Origin of the sequence: Streptomyces sp. NPDC005374 (assembly GCF_042872225.1) — a bacterium.
Taxonomy (GTDB): Bacteria; Actinomycetota; Actinomycetes; order Streptomycetales; family Streptomycetaceae; genus Streptomyces.
The window spans coordinates 1-21,029 of record NZ_JBIAKA010000036.1; the positions used below are offsets into that span (position 1 = coordinate 1).

Annotated in this window: 15 protein-coding genes and 3 pseudogenes; 3 read left to right on the forward strand and 15 right to left on the reverse strand. The window is 66.7% G+C overall.

The genetic code is table 11. The annotated features are described in order from the left end of the window. Positions 1–83: 83 nt before the first annotated feature. Positions 84–458, reverse strand: a pseudogene (locus tag ACFYRX_RS46105) (transposase); the annotation flags it as partial. Positions 459–766: 308 nt separating this feature from the next. Between ACFYRX_RS46105 and ACFYRX_RS46110 the strand changes: the two are divergent. After that, the gene (locus tag ACFYRX_RS46110; protein WP_389113344.1) at positions 767–1,738 is read left to right on the forward strand and encodes an SMI1/KNR4 family protein; all 972 of its coding nucleotides are present in this window, start codon (positions 767–769) and stop codon (positions 1,736–1,738) included. A gap of 70 nt (positions 1,739–1,808) precedes the next feature. Here the strand turns inward: ACFYRX_RS46110 and ACFYRX_RS46115 are convergent, their stop codons facing one another. The 12 genes and pseudogenes from ACFYRX_RS46115 to ACFYRX_RS46170 form a co-directional block, all read right to left on the reverse strand. Further along, the gene (locus ACFYRX_RS46115; RefSeq protein WP_389113345.1) at positions 1,809–2,363 is read right to left on the reverse strand and encodes a hypothetical protein; all 555 of its coding nucleotides are present in this window, start codon (positions 2,361–2,363) and stop codon (positions 1,809–1,811) included. Positions 2,364–2,521: 158 nt separating this feature from the next. Continuing rightward, positions 2,522–2,959 (reverse strand): DUF4259 domain-containing protein, encoded by a 438-nt coding sequence (locus tag ACFYRX_RS46120; RefSeq protein ID WP_389113346.1) that lies wholly within the window; start codon positions 2,957–2,959, stop codon positions 2,522–2,524. A gap of 54 nt (positions 2,960–3,013) precedes the next feature. Then, entirely contained in the window at positions 3,014–3,667 is a 654-nt protein-coding gene (locus ACFYRX_RS46125; protein ID WP_389113347.1) for a transposase, read from the reverse strand. After that, a complete protein-coding gene (locus ACFYRX_RS46130; RefSeq protein ID WP_389113348.1) occupies positions 3,664–4,611 on the reverse strand; it encodes an ISL3 family transposase in 948 nt (315 codons plus the stop codon). The genes ACFYRX_RS46125 and ACFYRX_RS46130 overlap by 4 nt, the downstream gene beginning before the upstream one ends. A gap of 297 nt (positions 4,612–4,908) precedes the next feature. Further along, positions 4,909–5,760: a class I SAM-dependent methyltransferase gene (locus ACFYRX_RS46135; RefSeq protein ID WP_389113349.1), complete on the reverse strand. Its 852-nt coding sequence runs from the start codon at positions 5,758–5,760 to the stop codon at positions 4,909–4,911. Between the two features lie 78 nt (positions 5,761–5,838). Then, positions 5,839–6,147, reverse strand: a complete 309-nt coding sequence (locus tag ACFYRX_RS46140) for a hypothetical protein (RefSeq protein ID WP_389113350.1) — start codon at positions 6,145–6,147, stop codon at positions 5,839–5,841. Positions 6,148–6,197: 50 nt separating this feature from the next. Continuing rightward, positions 6,198–6,563: pseudogene (locus ACFYRX_RS46145) on the reverse strand (transposase); the annotation flags it as partial. A 174-nt stretch (positions 6,564–6,737) separates the two neighbouring features. Then, the gene (locus tag ACFYRX_RS46150) at positions 6,738–7,367 is read right to left on the reverse strand and encodes an SMI1/KNR4 family protein (protein ID WP_389113351.1); all 630 of its coding nucleotides are present in this window, start codon (positions 7,365–7,367) and stop codon (positions 6,738–6,740) included. A 75-nt stretch (positions 7,368–7,442) separates the two neighbouring features. Next, positions 7,443–8,375, reverse strand: a complete 933-nt coding sequence (locus tag ACFYRX_RS46155; protein ID WP_389113352.1) for a hypothetical protein — start codon at positions 8,373–8,375, stop codon at positions 7,443–7,445. 639 nt (positions 8,376–9,014) lie between these two features. Then, positions 9,015–9,920, reverse strand: coding sequence for an inositol monophosphatase family protein (locus ACFYRX_RS46160; RefSeq protein ID WP_389113353.1), 906 nt, complete (start codon positions 9,918–9,920; stop codon positions 9,015–9,017). A 399-nt stretch (positions 9,921–10,319) separates the two neighbouring features. After that, positions 10,320–11,585 carry an IS110 family transposase gene (locus ACFYRX_RS46165; RefSeq protein ID WP_389113372.1) on the reverse strand — a complete coding sequence of 422 codons (1,266 nt, stop codon included), beginning with the start codon at positions 11,583–11,585 and terminating at the stop codon, positions 10,320–10,322. A gap of 460 nt (positions 11,586–12,045) precedes the next feature. Further along, a pseudogene (locus tag ACFYRX_RS46170) lies at positions 12,046–12,443 on the reverse strand (transposase); the annotation flags it as partial. A 96-nt stretch (positions 12,444–12,539) separates the two neighbouring features. Between ACFYRX_RS46170 and ACFYRX_RS46175 the strand changes: the two are divergent. After that, a complete protein-coding gene (locus ACFYRX_RS46175; protein WP_389113355.1) occupies positions 12,540–13,463 on the forward strand; it encodes a transposase family protein in 924 nt (307 codons plus the stop codon). A 425-nt stretch (positions 13,464–13,888) separates the two neighbouring features. Here the strand turns inward: ACFYRX_RS46175 and ACFYRX_RS46180 are convergent, their stop codons facing one another. Further along, positions 13,889–17,107 (reverse strand): DEAD/DEAH box helicase, encoded by a 3,219-nt coding sequence (locus tag ACFYRX_RS46180; protein ID WP_389113357.1) that lies wholly within the window; start codon positions 17,105–17,107, stop codon positions 13,889–13,891. 110 nt (positions 17,108–17,217) lie between these two features. Then, entirely contained in the window at positions 17,218–18,720 is a 1,503-nt protein-coding gene (locus ACFYRX_RS46185) for a hypothetical protein (RefSeq protein ID WP_389113359.1), read from the reverse strand. Between the two features lie 470 nt (positions 18,721–19,190). Between ACFYRX_RS46185 and ACFYRX_RS46190 the strand changes: the two genes are divergently transcribed. Next, positions 19,191–21,029 carry a hypothetical protein gene (locus ACFYRX_RS46190; protein ID WP_389113360.1) on the forward strand — a complete coding sequence of 613 codons (1,839 nt, stop codon included), beginning with the start codon at positions 19,191–19,193 and terminating at the stop codon, positions 21,027–21,029.

A 21,029-nucleotide genomic window follows, 5' to 3' on the forward strand; every position in this document is an offset into this window, starting at 1 on the left:
TGGCAGCGCGGCCTGGCAGACGCGGGGTCATATCTCAGATTCCCACCAACGCCCCTCTACCGAGCACTTATTGAAATACGAGCCCCCGCGGTGCCCGAGTACTGCCGCTGCACGCCGGCCGAACGGACGCCCTTCTTCAGGAACCCGGTGTCATCGACGATCCGGACGGCGTCCCGGTCTCCGAGGTGTTCCACGACGTAGTCGCGTACGTCGTCCAAGACCTCGTCGGCGTCCCACTCGATACGGTTCAGCAGCCGGTGGATGCGATCGGGGCCCGCGTGACCGGCCTGCTCCGCCAGCGTCCAGCCGTTCTTGCGCTCCAGCGGAGCAACCAGCCCCCGCATGTAGGCCAGCGCCGACTGACGCGGCTCCTCCCTGTTGAACCGGTGCACGAACCGCTCATGCAGAGCACCCAGTTCACCCGCCCACAACCTGACACCAGCAAGGTCCCCACCCATAACCACACCAACGACCGACCTGGCCAACAGTCACGGCAAGCACCGTTGCAGTACTAGGTCTGGAAGCGGTGGCGCGAGCTCGCTGCGGAGGTACAGGCCGGCTTCACCGAGCACGCCCAGGAGCAGGGCGCCGCGCGGCACCAGGTCGAAGCTGATGTGAGGAAGGCCGTACGGCACCCCGAGCTCGCGGTTGCCGAGTAGTGATGACAGAGCATCAGACAGGGCGCCCGCACCACCCGCTGGTGAGCGCGGGGGCCTACTGTGTTAGGGGCACCTTCCTCCATCTGACCAGCAAGGAGAACCAGGCTGTGAAGGTCGAAATCCAGCCGGACGTACGCGACATCGCCGCTCAGCTCGGAGCGGGCGTTCCTTACGCCTTGAAGGTTCTGGCCGGCCAGTTGGCGGACGACCCTGGCATGGGCCGGCCGTCGGGGCTACCCGGCATCCTGACCGTGATGGTTGACGGAGACATGTTCGAGGACTGCCCCGACCTGTCTGTCGGTTACATTCGCGAGCCGGACCGGATCGAGATCCGGTTTCTGAGAGCGGCCCCCTTCTCCGGACCTTCCGCGGACGCTCAGGAGCAGGAGCAGGAGCAGGAGCAGGAGCAGGAGCAGGAGCAGGAGCGAGATCAGCCTGCCGACCCTGCTGCCGCCGCGCTCACGGTGAGGGAGGTTGCTGATGCTTGGCGGCGCATCACCGGCTGGCTGAAGCGCAATGCCCCTGACTCCTATGCTGCGCTCCGTGCAGGTGCCGGCCCTGCCGCCATCGCTGCTCTGGAAGCGGATGTCGGCGTTCAGATACCTGTTGAGCTGCAGGTCCTGTGGCTGCTGACGGCAGGTGACGACGGGGGTGATGGCTGGGGATGCCTCCCGGGCAATTGGGCACTGATGCCTCTGGATTCCGTGGCGTCCTTCTACCGGCTGAAGATGGACGCCCAGGCCTACGAGGACGCCCGCAACGCCGACCGCTCCGAAGACGACCGGATTACCGTGTGGAAGGCACAGTGGATTCCGGTGGTCTCCGTGGGGCCGGGTGACAGTACCTCTGGCCTGTACCTGGACGCTGCGAGCGGTTACCTGGGCCGCTGGTCGCGCTACAACGAAGGCGCTGGCGAAGTGCTGGATACGTTGGTCACTTACCTGGAAGAGGTTGCTGACATGCTCGAAGCCCCTGCCCTGGCCACCCGGGACAGACCTGGTCTGATCGGTGGGGCGCTGGTGTGGGTCAGCAGTATCGACCCGGCCCAGGAAGACCGGTGGCAGCCCCTGGCGGGCTGACTACGGAAAAGAGGGAGCCAGCCAGCTTGCTGGCTGGCCCCTCGAGGCCTCACTGCGCCTCAGGCTGACGTCAGCCGATCTTCTTCCACGTGCAGGTAGTCGCTGTTGACGTGCAGTGTTCGAATCCGGGAAGGGTCAGGAAGAAGCCGTCACCGTCCAGCATCCGCCATGCCGGGGCCGGGAACCCGTTGAACGCCATCTGGTTCTGCACGCGCGCGATTGCTGCACGCGCGCAACGCTCCGTGCCAGTCGGCCCCTTCGTCGCCGTGCGGGTGTCCGCGAGGAGGCCGAAGTTTGCCGATCCGTCACCCATCTTGTCGGTGAACAACTGGGCGCACTCGGTGCCCTTTTTCACCAAGTTTGGGTTCGGCTTCTGCGTGGTGCCCGGGTAGCCGCCGGATTCGTGCGTCGAGGCCATGGCGAACTCGTCGCAGTCGACGGTCCCCACTGAAGCATCGGAGGGGTGAGCGGTCCAGGAGGAGCTGGTGCCACACACGACGTTACGGCTGTTGTCTGACGTCCACGTGTTGCCGGCGCTGTTCTTCACCTGGGTGTCGGGGCCCAGGTAGTGCATCAGTGAGTCCCACCGCTTCGAGCCGGCGTGATCAGGCAGCACCTGCTGCATGTACCAGTAGTAACCCCCAGCGGCTGGATACAGGTTGGTGTCCACTGTCCATGTCGGACTGAAGAAGGGCAGCACGCAACCGGGTGCCGAGCCCCTGGCTTCGTAAGTGTGAACGGGCTCTGGTCCAATTGCTGTGACTCGCGACTGTCGGTGATCGCTCAGATGTCGAAGGGGGCTTCCTCTTGTGGAGGGACCGGAGGGTCAAGGACATCGCGAAGGCGGGTGATGTCGTGGCGCCACTTCGAGCCGTTCGCAGCGTCGACCCAAAGTTCGGCGAGTTCAGACCGCTCGGAGGCCACTTGGTCCAGAGCGTCGACGGCAAGTGTTCGAAGGTCTGCGGACAACTCTGGCAGCGGCTCTGACGGACCGTAGTTCGAGCATGTCGGTTCGCCATCTGGGTGCTGAGCCGCGACTAGGGCGGCCGCGGCCACTGCTCGCTCGCCGTCGGAGGTATCCATGAAGTCCGCATGGTCGGCGGCGCGTTTGAGCGCGCTGCGGATCATGGCTTCGCGTTCTTCCAGTGCTGCCTCGTCCAGGTCACCTCCGAAGTCGGCGGCGGTGTCGTTGTCGAAGGGGCCGATGTCCCAGGTGCCCATTTCTCTCCTCGCTTGGCCGTCGGGAGATCGTCGCATTGGCCACCGACAGCGAGGTCAGGGGGCAAGCAGCACCCGCTTGCGCAGGAGCTTGAAGCCCGCGCGACCGTACATCTGCCGCTTGAGCGTCTTGATCCTGTTGACATGTCCTTCGACGACGCCTGAGCTCCATGGCAGGGTCAGACCGGCGATGACCGCGTCGAGGTCGCGTTCGAGGTGCTGGGCGAATCGGCTGAGGCTTGGCAGGTCAGTGGTGGTCCGGGCGGATGCGATCCACTCCGGCAGTCGGTCGCCTTGCAGATCCGTGACCATGCGGCCGAAAGAGCGCACGTAGTCGACAAGTGTGGCCAGTTCAGGGCAGTTGGCCAGGACGGCCTTGAGCTGAATCCGGTCGCCTTCGGGCAGGGCATCGGGGTGGGTGAGGATCCAGCGGGTGACAGCGCGGGCCGACGGCGGACGAGGGCCGGTGGGTTGTGGTTTGCCGCGAAGGTTCCTGCTCACGTAGTCGCGGACGCCAGCGTAGCTGCGGGGATAGCCCTGTTCCTTGATCTCCTCCCATAACTTCCAGGCGTTGGTGCAGCCTTCCTGCCAGCGCTGATCGAGGAAGGGCTTGAAGGCGTCGAGCCTGGTCGCACGGTCTTGCCACTGCCCGGTGAACATTTCCTCCGGCGTGTCTGCGCGGGAGAAACACAGGACCGTGTTGAGCGTCATCCCGAGCTGCCGGGCGACGGACCGCTTGCTGTGACCAGCGGCGAGAAGAGCGTGGATGGTGGCGTGCTTGGCACGGGTGCGTTCGGCGAACCGGTGCCTGTCGGCCAGGGCGATGACGCGGCCGACTCCGGTTCCTCCTGGAGTTCCTCCGATTGTTCCGGCGTAGGGCGCAAGCAGCCGCGGTGCCGGTAGACGCACTTCTCGGCGGCTTCGCCCAGGTTGTGCCAGAGATGCCACCGGTCGGCGACTTGGAGGGCCTGCGGAGCGCCGCGCGTGGCGCCGTCGGCGAAGAAGGGTGCGCGGTCGCGGCAGACGATCTCGATGCCGGGCCGCTCGGCGAGCCAGGCCGCAAGCGTGTCCGCCTCCCGGTCGGGCAGGAGGTCGATCGGACGACGTGTTTCGACGTCGACGAGCACAGTTCCGTAGATCCGTCCCTTGCGCTGGGCGTACTCGTCCACGCCGACTACGCGGGGCGTGGCAGTGGGCGGATCCGGGAGCGAGGCGAGCATCCTCAGCAGAGTGTTCCGACTGACCGGCGTCACAAAGATGTCCGTCATGCGAGCCCCGGCCCGGCCCGCGAGGGCCAGGCCGACCGAGATGAGCGTCGATCGCAGCGGTTCCGTCCGCCGGCCGAACCGGCGGGTGAGGCCCGGCACCTGCTCGGCGAAAGTCTTGCGCGAACAGGAAGCTTCCATACAGACGAACCGGCGCACCCTCAATGCCACCACGACGGACTTGCCTGCAGCTGGCAGGTCATGGGGAAACCGCAGGTAGGAGCCGTGTATTCGCCTTGAGGGACGCTCGCATCCCGGGCAGATCGCCTGCAAAGCAGTGCTCAGGGCTTCGACCCGGACGACCATGTCGGTCACCTCGACCGACTCCACCGACACGTTCTCCAGCGAGGGGAACAGTAACTCTTCGAGTTGCGGCCCTACTTCGTTCACAGCGCAGCACTGTCGGTCACACTGCACGACGGTCGGGTGATTTTCGGGCTATCTCAGCCAACGTCACGAGAAGATCGATAGTCACGCTGCGTACGCGACCACACGAAGTGGACCAGAGCCTGTGAACGGACACCGCTTGTCAGCGAGTTTGAACACCACTTGTTGATCGCAGGTCCGCGAAATGTCGCTGAGAAGTGACACCGCTGCCGCAGTGATCTGGTTCGTCCGCGGGGTGGTGATGATGACCGCCGGTCAGCCCGCGCGCGACCCGCGCCTACTAGGGAACCGGAAGGCGCTCTACCGGTGGACCGCCGAGATCAGTCCGCCGGGCCGCTCCTCGCGCTGCGGCGGGGTGCTGATCGGGCGGCCGTAGGCGGCGGCGCGCTCGCGCAGGGTGTGGGTGTCGGCCTCCCAGCCGTGCCCGGCCAGCCAGCCCACCGGGTCGTCGGGCATCTCGGAGACCCACATGGACGCCGCCGATCCCGGCATGGCGTCCGCGCCGAAGCGCTCGATCACGCCGCGCGAGCCCAACGTCAGACCCAGCCGACTGCCTGCCGCCGACAGCGTGCTGATCCGGGCCAGTAGTAGCTCCACAGCGTCCTCGGGCAGATAGATCAGTAGTCCTTCGGCGATCCACACGGTCGGCCTGGACGGGTCGTGCCCTGCGGTGGCCAGCGCGCCTGGCCAGTCCTCACGCAGATCCACCGCGACGGTGATCCGCCCGCAACGTGCGACGGCCCGCTCCTGGCGCAGCACCGAAGCCTTGAAGTCCAGTGGCGCGGCGGTGTCGACTTCGAACAGCCGGGTGCCCTCGGGCCAGTCCATCCGGAAGGCCCGGCTGTCCATGCCGGCGCCGAGCAGCACGACCTGCCGGACCCCGGACGCGGAGGCCTGCTGCAACAGGTCGTCGAGGAACTTCGTCCTGATGACGATGGAGAACGCCACGGCCCGTCGGCGGCGTCGCGCGGCCTCATCATCGGGCAGCGGCGGCGAGGAGGGCCATAGGCCGCCGGCGGTGGCGAAAGCCTGTGCCAGTGGGTCGCGGAACAGGGCGTTCTCCCGCTCGGTCTCCAGCGCCCGCACCCTGGCCACCCCCACCGCCGTGGCCCACACTCCCGACGGTTGCACCCGCTCCTGCTCATCAGTCACCGCGCTAGCTTAGTGTCCTGGGCAGCGGCCCTGGCTTGGGTGATGGCGAGGCGGTAGGCACCTCACGTGTCTAACGCGTCAAGTCGTCGGGGTGGGCTCCTCGAACGCGGCACGGTCGTAGAGCCGGTGGTGCCACTCGTTGGCGTCCGGGGACGGCTTGGTCTTGAGGACCGGGTTGGGGCCGGTCTCGATGAGGTGGAGGAGCGTCCAGGCGACGCCGTAGCAGTCGTCGGGGCCGAAGCAGCTGACGAGGGCAGCCGCTTCCTCTCCCGTCACCGGCTTGATGATCGCTTCGAGCTGTGTGACGCGCCGGTCGATCTCTTCCTCCTCGGCATCCCAGTCAGGCAGCGGGCCATGGGCGACGAAGGTCTGCACTTCAGGTCTCATGCCCGAATCATCGACGCTCCCTCGTGGCTCGGACAAGACTTCCTAGCAGGTCAGGCTGCGTTCTCGGCGAGTTCTAGCCTGGTGGGGAAGGCCTCCTGCTCGTCGAACACCTTGTGGTGCTGGAGGCAGTGGTAGAGCTGGCCGACCATGCGGTTGAAGAGGTTACGCAGGGCGGAGGCATGCCAGTCTGCGTGGTCGTCGCGGCGCCTGCGGTAGTGCGCTTTGGCACCGGGCGAGGAGGTCAGGGCGGCGAACGCCTAGAGGTGTCCAGCGTGGTTGAGGCGGTCGTTCTTGACCCATCGCCGGGTGATGGCGGACTTCTTTCCGGAGGCTCTGGTGATGGGCGAGGAGCCGGCGTAGGCCTTCAGTCCGCGGGCGTCGGCGAACCGTTCCCGGTCGTCGCCGATCTCGGCTAAGGGCTGTCCCGCAGACCTCACTTCGGTCATTGCGGGACAGCCCTTAGGACACACCGAACGTCAAGGGCCTGGGCAAACTCCGCAACGTCGTCGACCAGACCTTCGCCCTGCTCCACCAGCTCTCATCTGCTGGAGACGCCTCAAGAAGGCCCGCTCATGATCCTTTTACGAGGTCTACGACCGTGCGCTGCGGTGCCCCCTGTTCAATTGCCAACCTAGTTTGCCGCTGTCTGCTCTTAGGATGGGAGTGCACCCCAGGACCGGACTGTCATCGGAAAGCGCCTGAGCGACTTCCTCGAAGAATTCTGTGAACGAAAACGATTGAATTTTCGCGTCGCCGTCATGGCTGAACTTTCCCACCCGTCCGAAAGTGGGCTCGGGGCGCCCTTCTGTGCGACGGTGATCGACGAAGAGGGCATCGGCAGCGTTGCTCACAGTGAAGGGAATCCAGTCCCGGTGCCACCATGTACGGGAAAGATGGCCGCTCTCGTCTTCATCGAGGAGACGGTTACGCATGCCGTGCTGTTTGCTGATTTCCTGCGCGGACAGAAGCCGGTCGGCCCTGGGGAGGAAGAATCCGGCATTTGCGAGCGCAGGCTGTTCGTGGGGGGCGGTCGAACCGTTGTGTCTTCTCAGGAGCAGGATGAGCTCTGCGGAAAGAGGGACACCGACGGCTTCCTCCAGTGCTTCAAGGTCGGCGTCGCTTGCCGGTCCTTTCAAGGACGCATAGCTGGCTGGGGCGTGAGAGCGGAGCCAGTCGTCAATGCGGTCCCAGGCGTGTGTCAGCCTTTGCTCATAATCCATAGCGTCTCCGGCGTTGATGCGCGGTTGCCGCGAGGCGAGAGTCGCCTCGCGGCAACCGTTGACGTCCGCAGCCGTCTAGCTCAGTCGGGAATCGTAGACCAGGACGAAGTATTTGTCCTGGTCGAGGAGCCGCACATCCTGAGTGAACCGACCGAGGTCGCCTCCCACAGCGCTGTTCTGAGCCAGGGGGGTGGTGGCCCGCAGGCAGGGGGCATTGGGGTCCCAGTCGCCGTCGACGGTGAACAAGTCCCAGTCGCCGTTCGAAAGCTGACGGGAGGTCAGCTGCTGACAGCGGTCCCCGCTGAAGACGGTGCCGTTGTCGCGACTCTGGTAGGTGCGGGCGAAGGGATATTCGTCGCACGAGCCGTCCACGACCACCGGATCCGGCACGAAGGTGTCCGGACAGATGATGTCCCGGTTGGCTTCGGCGTCGGCATCGTCGGCAAGCCGGGTGAGCGGCTTGTTCTTCTCCTCCCATCCCCACCAATGGTTGTTCACTTGGGATCCCACCGCGACGAGCGTCGCGCCGGCTTGACGGGTGGCGTAGTCGATCGGAAGGGTGGGACTGATCCGCGGCGCGATACATCCGAAGTTGCCAGCGACTTGGTTGTCGCAGCGGCCGAGGACCTGCCCGCTTCCCCACTGGTAGGGCTCTTGGAGTTCCACACCCCCAGCGCGGGTGCGCAGGCTCCAGTTCCAGTCCAGGTCCTTCTTGCCGCCGGCAGGGATGGAAACCTCCCGGTTCCAGCGGCGTTCACGTGTCTGACCGTTGTAGAACGATGCGTATCCGCTCCAGGGCTCCTGGTGGAGAACGGAGCATCCGACGCAGGCACTGTTCCAGTCCATCGTGTTGTTCGTCGCCTCGCCTGACTGGCCGACGAGGGTGACCGAGGTGAACTCCTCGACCTGTGTTGGACTGGCGGTGGAATCCTTGAAGTTGACTTCCTGCTTGATGACGTAGGTCGCTCGGCCTGTTTCCTGTCCTGTGCTCGGGTTGATTATCTGCATGTAGAAGTCGTGGATTATGCAGTACCCGCGGCGAGTGGCCCATATGACATTGCTCTGGCCGGACTCGCACCAGACTGCTGAAGCGTCGGCAACCGCGGCCTGACGGCTCGCGCTGCTGGAAGGACTGGCTGCCATGCAGGTGACGCGCTCTACTCCCGCGCTCTTGGAGGCGTCCAGGTGCTGCCGAACTCGTGCGCAGCTCTCGGGGGAGTCACTGCTGAGAACTGACCCGACCTTCTGGGGTTCGTTCACGTCGTCAGGCTTGGGCCTCAGAGGCCGTAGGCCAAGGATTTCGGAGACCGAGGGATCTTGAATGTCTTCGACTTGGCGCGCTTGCGCTGCAGGCACACTTGCCGGCTCCAACGTCAGCGCGAACGCGCAGATTACGAAAACGGCTAACCATCTCAGCTTCGTGCTGTTCACCAGGGCTCCATTTCACGCTAAAACGAACGGCGAGAGGAGCGTTCTCTCTCGCCGTGAGCTGAGGCATCAGATGGATCAGGAGTAACGTTATGAACAGGAAGCAACGTGCGACAAGCAGCTTTTGGCCAGATCCCCTGCTACCTCAGGCCATTTAAGAAGTCCCGAATTGTGCAGTTCGCCCTAAGGGCTGTCCCGTAAACAGTCCTGGCGTGCAGGTCAGTTGGGGGATTTGGCCATGTTCAGGAGCTGCTGGTGGATGTCGGGTCTGGCGAACAGGGCAGCGCCTGTGTCGGTTCGCCGTTGGCCGGAGAGGTCGCTGAAGATGCCGCCGGCCTCCTCGACGATGGGGATCACCGCGGCGATGTCCCAGGGGCCGGCACCCAGCAGGAGGAAGGCATCGAGTTTTCCTGTCGCGACCAGGAGGGCTCCGTGACAAGTGCCGGATCCGGTCGACGGTTTACTCGGTGGCGGCGTGGCGTGCGCTGCCGTCGACCAGTCGAGGACAGGGAGCACAGTCGCAGTGCCTGCCGCCAGCCTCGCGGCGGCGTCGCGTTCGGTTGCGCTCAGGCGGGACGGTGGAGGCCAGATACCGATGGCGGCATCCTTGGCGTTTCCTCGTGCCGTGAGCGTCAGACGGATCGGATGGGCTGACGGATCGGAAGGGTATGGCCTCATCCAGGCCCCAGTGCCTGGCATTGCCCACCAGCGGCGCCCGATTGCGGGGGCGGAGACCATACCGAGCCTCACGTCACCGTGATCTTCAAGGGCGATCAGGGTGCTCCATTCCGGATCGCCCACGATGAAGCTTGCCGTCCCGTCAATGGCGTCGATGATCCATCGGCGGCGGCTGCGCCCCTGGGCGCCGAACTCTTCACCGACGAACGCGTCGCCGGGATGTTCGGCGCGGATCGACGCCCGCAGAACACGTTCGATCTCCCGATCGGCCTCGGTGACCGGACTCCCGTCGCGCTTGCGCTGGGCGCCCAGGTCGGGTGCACGAAAGTAACGCCGGGCGATCTCGTCCGCCTGGTCGGCCAGGCGGAGCGCCAGCGCCAGGTCTGCTGAGTCCGTCATACCGCCCACTTTTCCCGCCGCCACCTTCGCCATCAAGTCCTGGTCCACGCCCGCCACCGCGGTGAGACGATCACGGCATGGCTGGTGTGATCACGGCGTCTGAGCCGTCCTAATCCGGTGATAGCGACAGTCCTGAGGGACATACACCCGCTGGCCTGTTCGAGCAGTAGACGCGTTGGTCGCGATGGCGGTCACGTGGGTGTCGGGCCGACGCCTTGAGCCGTCTGGGGACTTGATCTCTATATCCAGAGTGGTGGTGCCCGATGCTCTCGTGACCGCCATCGTCGTCAACACTGCCCCCTTGATCACTCGTTGGTGAACGTGGTGCGAGCCCCGCGCATGGTGACCCCTCGTGATGCCCGAGCCTTCAGCTCCAGCGCAGACCGGGGCCCGTGCGGTGAGCTGGTGCCACGAACAGCTACTGAGACATCCCACGCAGGTAACTCGTCAAGCAGCCTGTGCGACGAGGTCTCCTTGGGGCCGGTTGAGAAAGGCCAACTCCTCGTCGTAGCGCTCACCGTGCTGGAGGCAGTGGAAGAGCATCCCCATAAAGCGGTTGAAGAGGTTGCGCTGGGCGGCGACGTGGCGATCACCTGCCTCTTTGCGACGTTCGTAGTGAGCTCTGGCGCCCGGGGAGGCGGTCAGGGAGGCGAAGGCCCAGAGGTAGCCGGCGGCGGCCAGCCGCTGGTTCTTGACCCGGCGAGCCATCACCGTGCAGCTTTTGCCGCTTGCGCGGGTGACCGGTGCACTGCCGGCGTAGGCCTTCATCGCTCCGGCGGTCGTGAACCGGGTTCGGTCGTCGCCGATCTCAGCGAGGACCCGGGCCCCGGTCAAGGACCCCAGGCCCGGAAAGCTGGAGATGATCGGGGCGTCCGGGTGCTGCTCGAATGTCTCCCGGGTGGCTGCTTCGAGCTGGTCGGCGTTGGTGCAGGCAGTCTCCAGCTGACGCAGCAGGGCGGCGGTCTGCTGGCCGAAGGCGTCCTCAACCTGCGGTGGTTGGTGGAGATACTCGCGGTGGAGGATTTCGTGGAGCCGGTCGGCCTCGGCTTCGATACCGCGCAGGCGTCCGACCTGCTTGAGCAGGGACTGCAGACGTCGGCGGGTGAGACGGGCCGCCGCTGTGGGCGTCGGCGCCCCGGACAGGATGGTCCGGGCCTCGGGTGAGCAGATGCCCTCGCGCTTGTCGGCGAAGGCGGCAAGGATTGCAGGGTAGAACTCGCGCAGCTGAGAGCGGAGTTTGTTGTGCGCCTGGACCCGGGCCCAAACCGCGTCCTGCTGGGCTCGGGCGAGTACTGCGATCGCCTGGGCCAGCTCGGAATCCGCCGGCAGAGGCCGGTGGACGGCCATGTCGGTGCGCAGGATGTTTGCCAGCGCAGCGGCATCGATGGCGTCCGACTTCTTTCTCGCAACCGAGTGCCGATCTCGATAGCGGGCCACCGCCAGGGGATTGATCGCGAACACCGGTCGTCCTGTCGCACGTAAACGGGCGACCAGTAATCCCCGGGACGTCTCGATCGCGACGGGGATCGGGTGATCGTTGCTGTCTCCGTGCTCGGCCAGCAGGGTTGTCAGCTGGGTGAATCCGGCAGCATCGTCGCTGATTCGTAGCTTGGCGAGCCGTGTTCCGCCGGCGTTGACGATCGCCACATCGTGGTGGTCTTCTGCCCAGTCAACCCCGCAGAATACCGGCACGGGTGACCCTTCGATTTCCATCATGCTCTCCCTGGTACTCCGCTGTTTCTGCAGGCCAGAGCTTGTGCAGGGTGCGCGTGCTCCCTAATGGAAGTGCTCAAGGCACACCATCCCACCAGCCGTTCGCAACCCCAGCGAACTGCACGGTCCTTCGTCTTCGTGAGAGCTCTCCCGCTCGTGACGCGATGAAAGGTGTTCCGTGCGGTTGGCTCAGGTCACGTCCATCGAAGCCCTCGCGTACCGTTTCGTGAAGTGATCTGAACTGGGCCTGCGGAGACCCGCTGTGAGGTTTTTGTGTCCTCGCGAGGTGCTGCTGTGTTCGGGAAGCTGCGAGGCTGCGAACGGTTCCGGCGGGAGCCGGCTCGCTCTCAGTAGAGGGCTTCCTGCCCAGGTGGCGGATGAGATCTTCGTCCTGACCGGAACCGCTGCTGAAGCGAGCCTCGCGGTCTGTCGAAAGAGCTCTCACTCCGGATTCGGATAGCGATGACTCGCTTCGCTGCCCATTAGGATTCGGGCCTGTCAGTTCCCCCTTTTCAGGGCTCGCATGTTCACCGAGTCGATCGCGCAGCGGGACCAGTCCAGCTCGCCGCGGGCGCCGAGCTCGTCGAGGACCAGGCGGTGGAGCTTGGCCCACACCCTGGCCTTCGTCCACTCGGCGAAGCGCCGGTGCGCGGTCGCCCCCGAAGGGCCGAATGACGCGGACGGCAACTGTTGCCACGTGCAGCCGGACGTTGCCACGAACACGATCGCGGCCAGCACCTCCCGGTCGCCGTGCCGACGCCGGCCGCCGCCCTGAGGTCGTGACGGGGCCTCCGGGACCACCCGCTGGAACAGCTCCCACAACTCATCCGGCACCAGCCGCTCAACAATCGAAACCACGACCGATAGCCTATCGAACCAAATGAGATGACTTCTTACGAGTTGGTGCGTGATAGCGGGTGAGGCGTCGTTCCTGGACAGTGGCATGATCCGTCTGTGGCGATCACGGTCAATCGGGCAGTGCTGGCGCATCGGCTGTTCACGGGGATCTCGCGGCGTCATCTCTCGCGCCTGGTCGAGGAGTTGGCGGTGCCGTGGCAGGCCAAGGTCGAGGGGCGTCGCCATGCAGCACGAGGCGGCGCCAGGAAGCGGGCCGCGGGAGCCGGCGCCCGCCACCAATTGGTCTTCGCCGACCGGCTGGTGGCCACACTGATCCATCTGCGGCACGACCTGCCGCACTCGGCACTGGGGCTGCTGTTCGGCGTCGACCGCTCCACCATCACACGTGCGATCGCAGAGATACGTACGCTGCTGGCCGAGCGGGGGTGCGCGGTCCCCGACCGCCCCGGCCTGCGATTACGGACTCTGGCCGACGTGTTCGCCTACGCCCAGGCCGAAGGCATCGAGCTACGGCTGGACGCCACCGAGATCCAGGTCCGCCGACCACCGGCCGGCCGCGGCGGACGGCGCGCATTCGTTTCCGGGAAGAAGAAACAGAACACCATGAAGGCCACCGTCATCGCCGACTGGCGGGGCCGCACATTATGGACCGACACCCTGCGGCCTGGGCGTATGCACGATGCCACGGCCACCCGCAACGAGGGCATCGCCGTCTGCTTCCAGCACTTCCCCGACGTCGAGGTCCTCCTGGACGACGGCTACCTCGGCCTGAGCCGCGACCACCGCGGGCAAGCGATAACACCGCCCAGGAAACCGCGTCCGGGAGCACTGCCCGGCAGAGTCCAGCAGTGGGAACGAGACCGCTACGAACACTCCTCCGACCGCATCACCGTCGAACACGCCCTCGCTGACCACAAACGCTGGAAGCAACTGATGCGCTGGACCCACCGCCGAGACCGCCTGCCCGACACCTACCGCGCCATCGCCAACCTCGTATCCGACCGCACCGTCACCGCCTGAGAACAGGCCACGAACAGGCCAAACACGCCTCACCCGCTATCACGCACCAACTCGTTAGACGTGGCTAGCGGAGGGGACAGTGTCCCCGGGCCTCACCAATAGCCCATGGGGACGATCGTCCGGCTGAAGCCCCATGGAGCACCCCGCCGAGAGGCGACCGCCCTCCGCTGCCACCGCTCACGGCCCCGGCTGGTCTCCCCCGTCCAGCCGGGGCTTTGCTCTGCCCCCTAGCGCCGGCCAGTCGCGAACGTATCGGCGTACGACGTTCCGGGTGTGGCGACCGGCGGGTCGCCGCACCTCTGTGTCTTGGGTCCGGCGACCCGACGATCGCCGGCACCAAGTACTGCTAACTCGGTTGCACCACGAGGCGGTTGCCGCGCTCGGCCTGTTGCACCGTCACCGCCCGGCAGACCTCACGAAGGGAGTCAGGCAGCGCTTGCAGATGCCCGACGTTTCCGCATGCGGAGCGAGCTACCGGCTGCAGTAGACGGGAAGTCGCCGGCGCTGGTCTCCCGGACGAACTTCTCCGCACCCGCGAGCAGCAGGAGCTGCTCGCTGGTGGCCTTGCCGGCCTGCAGGCCGGGCTGAGCGATGACCGTGTGGAAGCGGGGCCGCAGCAGGCGGGCCTGGTCGCGGATGGCGAACAGGGCCTTGGAGTCGCCGACTTCGTAGGGTGAGACACCGCCGTTGCGCTGGGCGTACTGCACGGCCCGGCCGTGCAGATGGTCCAGCAGAGGCAGGGCGTTTCCGCGCCGCCACTTGGCGCCGCGCATGGCCTGGCCGCACACCTCGTACAGGTCCTTCAGCCGCGTGCCGGCAGTGGCCTTCGAGGAGTACTTGCAGTGCACGAGCGTCACGTCCAAGTAGTGGCCGTCGACCTTGAGGCCGACGAGGTCGGCTGCCTCGCCCTTTCCGTCGTCGTCGAGAAGGACATCGTAGGAAACGATGGCCTGCAGGTGGGCCGACATGTAGTACTGGATGGAGTTGGTGAGGCGCTGGGGCTTCTGTGACTCCTTGCTGAGGTCCACGCCTTGCCACTCGAGCGGTGTGAGCAGGGCCGGGTCGTAGGGGCGGCGGGTGTAGCGCGGGGCGATGAGCTTTCCCTCACCGTCGATGAGGCGGTCGCCCTCCAGGAACAGATCAGGCTTGTGCGCGTTGAGCCATTTCTCCAGGGGCTGCGGCTCGGCTGTGGGTCCGCTGCCGATGATGACGGCGTCTTGCTCGCGCGGAGCGTAGACCAGGCCTTTGGTGTCGTAGTCGGCCTGGTAGGCCACCCGCCAGGCGGGGGTCGTCAGGGAGAACAGGAACGGGCCGGTGGGGGAGTAGTCGTCGACCTCGAAGTCCACGTCGGTGAGCGCGTAGCGGACGTTGTCGTAGGTGAGGGTGTACCGGTCGCGGGAGCCGAGGAAGACCTGCCAGGGCCACTCCACGCCCAGCAGCGCGTACGACGGCCGTGTAGTGATGTCCTCGGGGATGATGAACCCGTCGAAGATCTGCTCCAGGTTGATGGTGCTGTCCAGCAGCTTGGTGCCCTGCCGGTCGCACCAGTCGGTCCAGGCCTTCAGGCTCGGCGCAGTGGTGGGGGACCAGAAGCGGCCCGAGTGCGCCGCGCTGATCGAGACGCTGTCGCCGTCGTCGAAGCCGGATGTGGCGATGTGGGTCTGGCTCTTGTGCTCCTGTTCGGTGGTGAAGCCCTGCGAGACGTCGCTGCCGACGTGGAGGGAGAACCGCGTGAAGTAGTCGCGGGCGTCTTTGAGGCCCACATTGGTCGGCACCAGCCGGTTCAGGCGGGCCAGTACCCGGAAGGTGCGCTGGCCGTTGATCAGTTCGCAGTCTTCGCCCAGCACCGCCTCGGCCAGGTCCGTGTAGGTGCTCGACTTCTCCGAGCCGTGGATGTACAGCAGCCGCCTGGTGGTGTCGAAGTAGAGCACGATCAGCTCGTAGACGACCTGCTCCAACTCCTGGGGTGCGCCCCAGCGCACCGGGGTACGGCGTTCGATGACATACCAGGCCACGGGGGAGTCCTCGCCGCCCAGAGCCATGGCGTCGTCCAGGACGCGCTCGTTGCCCTTGCACAGCGCGAGGGCGGCCTCGGGTCTCCACTGGACGGTGGCCGCGCGGTAGGCGATCGCGCTCATCTTCGGCTCCAGCACGCTGACCGCCACGTCCTCGGGCGCACCGGTGAACGTGGTGTCGAAGGTGCTGGTCTCCTCCGCGGCCAGGGTGGCGCGGTCGGTCAGGTCGCGCAGCAGATGATTCCAGTCGGCGTCCTCGCGCAGCAGGCGGCGCAGCGGTGAGGCGCCGGCGCCCGGTTCCTGCGCGACGAACACGGTGGCCTCACCCAGTCCGTCGGCGGCCCGGGTGAACCGGCCGATGAACTGGATCATCGGACTCAGGCTCTTGCGGGCCGCGTGCATGGCCGCGATCTTCAGGGCGGGCTCGTCGAATCCCTCACCGAGCATGTCGACGCAGATGATGATGCGGCACTCACGCTCCCGCAGCGCCTGCACGGCCGCTTTGCGGCGCGTGACGCCGACGTTCTGGTGGACCACGGTGGGATGAAACTCGGGAGCCAACTGCTGGTAGAGCAAGCCGAGTTCTTCCGCCTCCGGGATGCTCTCGGCCCGCGCCATCAGCAGATGGTCGTGCCCGGCTTCCCGATCGGCCCGCAACTGGCCCACGGCCAGCTCCGTCAGCTCCCGGTCGACGTCCTGAACACCGAACACCGCCCGGTAGTTGATACGCCGGAAGTACTCCAGCCGCTGGGCCTCCCGCAGCGGGAAACGGAACACGGTACGGCCGGGCAGGCGGCGGCCGTCCTCCCGAAACGGGGTGGCAGTGAACAGCAGCACCGGCCGGTCGGAGAAGTCATCGATCACCCGCGCCCACGTGTCCGCGGGGGAGTGATGCGCCTCGTCCACGACCAGATGGGAGAACGACGACAGCAGCGCCATCCGCACATTGCCCACGGCCCGGCTGAGGATCTGCGGGGTGGCGACGACGACGTTGCACGCCTGAACGAACCGAGCTGCTTCTTCCGGGTCCTTGAACCCGTGCTCGAGCCGGCCCACCCGCGGCCGCAACGCGGCAGGCGTGACGATCTGCTCCTGCTGCAGGATGCCGAGCGTCTCGAACTTCCCCGCGATCTGGTCCCGCAAAGCGGCGCTGGGCACCAGCACCAGCAGCCGCTCCATCCGTGCGGCCACCAGAAGGGCCAGCATGGTCTCGGTCTTGCCGGTGCCGGTGGGCATCACCACGATGCCCGGATCGCCCAGGCCCGAGGCCCAGTGCCCCAGCACCGCGTGCAGCGCGCCGATCTGGGGGCGGCGCAGGCTGCGGGGCTCGCCGTGCGGGCGAAAGCCGATGGCTTCCCGATACGACTCCACCACCGCCTGCGGCGGGTGCAGCGTGCGGCTGCCCTGCCAGTGCACCTCTTGGCCGGCACGGTCGGGCAGCACGGCGGTCAGCCCGTCGGCCGCTTCCGCTGCCACGTGTACCGCGGGCCAGCTGCCGTAGACGTTGGACACCCGTAGCACCCCGGCCTCGTCGGTGGCCTGCAGCGTGCCGCCGGGAACCAGGAGCTGGCGGACCTTGTTGTGCTCGTATCTCTCTTCAGCCCATACGGGCTGCGTGCTCACGTTCATCCAGGTGCTCTCTGTTGCAGCTCCGGGCGCCAGCCCGTGGCGAGGTGAGTGCGGACGGCGAAGGAAAGGTCACGGCATCGGCCGATGCCGCCAAGACCCGTGCCCGCGGTTCAGCGGCGGTGTCCGCGCTCGGGGGAGCGCGCCGGGACGTTGAGGAAGTCCTCGAACCAGTTGTCCGGGTGCAAGGCGGGAGGGATGCCCGCGGGCGCCCTGTCCTCGGCTTCACCAGCGCCTTTGCTGTACTTGCTGTCGTACAGCCACAGCACATCGTGGTCCTGGAAGAAGAAGTCCGAACAGGCGTCGAAGTCGTAGTCGTCGCGGTGCGCGGGCAGCGCCGCATGCGCACTGTCGTCACCGGCTTCCAGGTGTTCGGGGGCATCACCGAGAGCGAGATGCAAGACCATCTCCTCCGCCGCGCAGACGGGCCGGGGCCACCTGCCGCTCTTGAGGTCGCCTGCCAGATCGTCGCAGGCCCGGGCCAGGCCGCGCCGCCACTGTTTACTCTGGCGCCAGGTCACCTGCGGAAGACGAGAGAAGAAACCCCACGCACCGTCATCGTCCTGGGTGACGGGACGCTCACCCAGTTCGGCGGCATCGTCGTAGGCCGCATCAGCAAGCTCGACCAGCGCGCTGTACAGCAGCTCGGCCGTGCGCGGCGTGAACGTCCAGTCGCACTTCCGGCAGTCCTCCTCCTCACAGTCGCACGCCGCGGGCAGCGCGAAGAGCGCGGCGAAGTCCGGCTGCTCCCCATCACTCTCGGGCGCGGCACCCGTGCGCACGGCCGCGCCGGAGCGATCGGCCCGACGCTGGCGCCAGCCCGGGCCGAAGTCGACGCGGACCGGCTCAGCCGACCAGTCGGCGACCTCATCTCCCTGAGCCGACAGCAGCAGTTGGCCATCCTGCGTATCGTTCAGGCAGTCCATGCCCGGCAGGTCGCCCGTGGTCTCGGCAGCGAACATGACAGCGCCGGTCAGATCGTGTGGATCATCTTCGGTGAGTTCCTCCGGCGGCATCGGCTCCCAGCCGCTGGCGGCCGCTGCCGCGAGTGCCCTGGCCTGGTCGTAGACGTGGAACTCGCGCAACTGGACCACACGGACCACCGGACCGGGCAGGTCAGCGAGCCGGGCATCCCCCGGGCTGCGGACAGCCGAAACGGGAAGTGCCTCTTCCTCACCGCTTTCCTGCACCCAGTCGAATGGGTCGTCAGAAGGCCAGGTGAACCCCGGCAAGACGGCGGACCACACTCCCGCGCATGCCTGGTCGAGAGCGTGACGGAAGGAGGCAGCAGGAGCATCCGGCAGCACAGTGAGCAGCTTGCCCGCCGTGTTCTGCTGCGGCGCGGTGAGGACCCCGTTGCGGGCGGCGAGGCCGAGAAGGAGCGCGGCATGATGGGCCACGAGCGCATCCTTGCAGGTCATGACGGCCTGCAGGCTGGAAGGTCCGTCAGGGTGCGCCAGCAGAACGAGAACGCGGCTCTTGCTGGCGGAGTGCTCGCAGAAGAAGTCGCGGGGCAACGCAGAGGGGGTGCTCTGGACGGCTGTCATGGAGGAGCTCCAACGATGCGCGGCAAGCCGACGCCCGCCGCAGATGAGGAGGAAGCTGCTGGTGGGCACGGTACGACCGCATCCCCGGACAGCGTGGAAGTCTGTTGCAGCTGGTGCCATCGCTACGAGCGGCGACCCGGGCCTGAAACGCGACTGTAGCCCTCAACCAGCGAACAGACGGGCAGATTCGGGAAATTCCCGACCGCGGCCGACAGCGCACGCGCTCAGCACGCTTCGCGAGGGCTCAGCAGAACTGGCACAGCCGCAGCAGCGAGGGCCGGGATGCTCGCGGGTCCGCGACATGGCCCGCCACGTCCCACGCCTTCGAACCGCTCGCGGGCGGGCCCTGCCGCCGTCTCGAGGTCCGCGGCATGGCGCGCGCCGGCACAGCCCGCCGTGGTCAAGCCATGATCAGTGGGTCCCTCGATGGAATGCTCAAAACCCTCTGCCCACTACCGCAGCCCTCCCATCCGCCGTTAAGCCACTGACATGCCGCGCCCCCTTGCAGCGGCGTACGACGGCCCCTGACGGAGCGGTGGATGCCTGGCAGACTCAGCTGGCTCAAGCATGAAGTCCTCATCGGCGGTGAGTGGGACGGCCTTGAACTCGACGCGCCGTTGCGCCACCTCAAGGCCGGCATCGGGGCGGGCAGCAGCACTCTGGCCGATGCTCTGTGGATCACACTGGGAGCGGTCTCTCTCAAACTGCTGCCCGCAGCCACGGAGCAGGTACAGGCGATGCGCGCCACGGTCGCCTTCGACTGCGGGGTCTGGATCATCACGCACGAGCTGCCGACGCAGGAGATCTCCTTCCTCAACACGGCCACCGGGGAAGTGACGACGTTCCCTCTCGTCTCCGAGACAGGGGAGCGCACCGCCGGCTCCTACAGCGTGGAGCTCATGGGCATCCCCGCTGTGGAGACTGCCCGGGGCAGCGTGACCCTCGACAGCATGATGGCCCTGTGCTACCTGCAGCAGGTCCACGCCAGCCATACCGTCTACGGCGGTGCCAATCTCAACGACCTCGGCGTAACGATCGAGGTCTGCTTCGGTCTGCTGGACGAGGAGGCCGCGACGCGCAAGGCCCGTGCCGCCGCGGCCAAGAGGGACGCGACGAGGGCCGCCACCGTCCTGAAGAAGGCGATGGAGCAGCGCCTCGCGGACGGACTTCCCACCTCCGCCGACTTCGACGCCGATGAAGCCCGCCTCACCAAACACCTCGAAGCGATCAACGCCGAGTTCCTGCGCCTGGCCACCGAACTCGAGGCCCATGAGGCCATCTTCGCCAACCGATCCTCCGAGAAAGGCCAAGGCCTGCAGCGAGCCGCCGAAGCAGGCAGGGCCGCTGACCGTGCGTACCAGGCTCTGGCTCCGCACTACGAGGCGCGTGGGCAAGCCCGGGCGGCCCTCGCGCAAGCCGAACAGGATGCCAAGCCGCCTATGCACTGCCCTGAATGCGCCCAGATGCTTCAGCAGGCGAAGGCCCCCGGCCCCGCCTGTCTTCTGTGCGGGCAGCCGGACCCCGACCAGGCAGTGCGTCAGGCGCGCAAGGACCATCGGCTCACCGCCGCTCAGGCCGCCCTTCGTGCGCTCGAGGACAGGCTCCAAGCCGCCCAGACTGGCGCGCAGCAAGCCGCCGATGCCCGCAACGCCCTCACCGAAGCCGCCCGGCAGGCGGCGAGCCGCTGCGACGCCTACCGCGTAGCCGAGATCACCCCACGCGAGCAGGCCAAGGCCAAGGCCGCGGCCACGGCGGCCGAGACCAGAGCAGCGATCACCGCGGTGCGGGAACGCCGCAAGGAACTGACCCGGCTGAACGAACTCGAACGCGCACACCAGCGGACCGCCGACAACGCTGAGCAGGCCCGCCTGGCCTGGGCCATGGCCGAAGGCGACGCCCAACACGTCCGCGAGCAAACGGCGAAACAGCTGTCGATCATCTTCGCCGAGAAAGTCATGGCGATGGCGCCCGACAAGATCCGGCACGCCAGCATTGACCCGAAGACTTTCACCCCCCGGCTCAACGGCCGTACCGTGCGCCAGCTTTCCCGCTCAGCAGGGATGATCAACATCGCCAACAACGGGCTGCACCTGACGTTCCTTGATGCAGCCCGTACCCTGCCCGGCGTGCTGCTGCCCCGCCTCCAGTGGCTGGACGCCTCCCTCGACGGCCTGGGTGCCGGCGAAGAGGGAGCCCGTCTGGCCGCCAGCACCCTGCAGGTGGTCAGCGCCACCGTGGCCGACGACGCTCAGATCATCATTGCCACCGCTCACGACATGCCCCACAGTCCCGGCATGTTGGCCACCGAACACGACAGCCATCACCCCGTGATTCCGCACGCCCGCATGACCGACGACACCGCCTGGCCGGGTCGGTGA

Bases quoted from the DNA above. Each gene is read 5' to 3' on its own strand.
- ACFYRX_RS46180 (WP_389113357.1), bottom strand. From the start codon at position 17,107: ATGAACGTGAGCACGCAGCCCGTATGGGCTGAAGAGAGATACGAGCAC.
- ACFYRX_RS46115 (WP_389113345.1), bottom strand. From the start codon at position 2,363: ATGCAGCAGGTGCTGCCTGATCACGCCGGCTCGAAGCGGTGGGACTCA.
- ACFYRX_RS46150 (WP_389113351.1), bottom strand. From the start codon at position 7,367: ATGGATTATGAGCAAAGGCTGACACACGCCTGGGACCGCATTGACGAC.
- ACFYRX_RS46155 (WP_389113352.1), bottom strand. From the start codon at position 8,375: ATGCAGATAATCAACCCGAGCACAGGACAGGAAACAGGCCGAGCGACC.
- ACFYRX_RS46140 (WP_389113350.1), bottom strand. From the start codon at position 6,147: ATGAGACCTGAAGTGCAGACCTTCGTCGCCCATGGCCCGCTGCCTGAC.
- ACFYRX_RS46190 (WP_389113360.1), top strand. From the start codon at position 19,191: ATGCCTGGCAGACTCAGCTGGCTCAAGCATGAAGTCCTCATCGGCGGT.
- ACFYRX_RS46125 (WP_389113347.1), bottom strand. From the start codon at position 3,667: ATGACGCTCAACACGGTCCTGTGTTTCTCCCGCGCAGACACGCCGGAG.
- ACFYRX_RS46165 (WP_389113372.1), bottom strand. From the start codon at position 11,585: ATGGAAATCGAAGGGTCACCCGTGCCGGTATTCTGCGGGGTTGACTGG.
- ACFYRX_RS46120 (WP_389113346.1), bottom strand. From the start codon at position 2,959: ATGGGCACCTGGGACATCGGCCCCTTCGACAACGACACCGCCGCCGAC.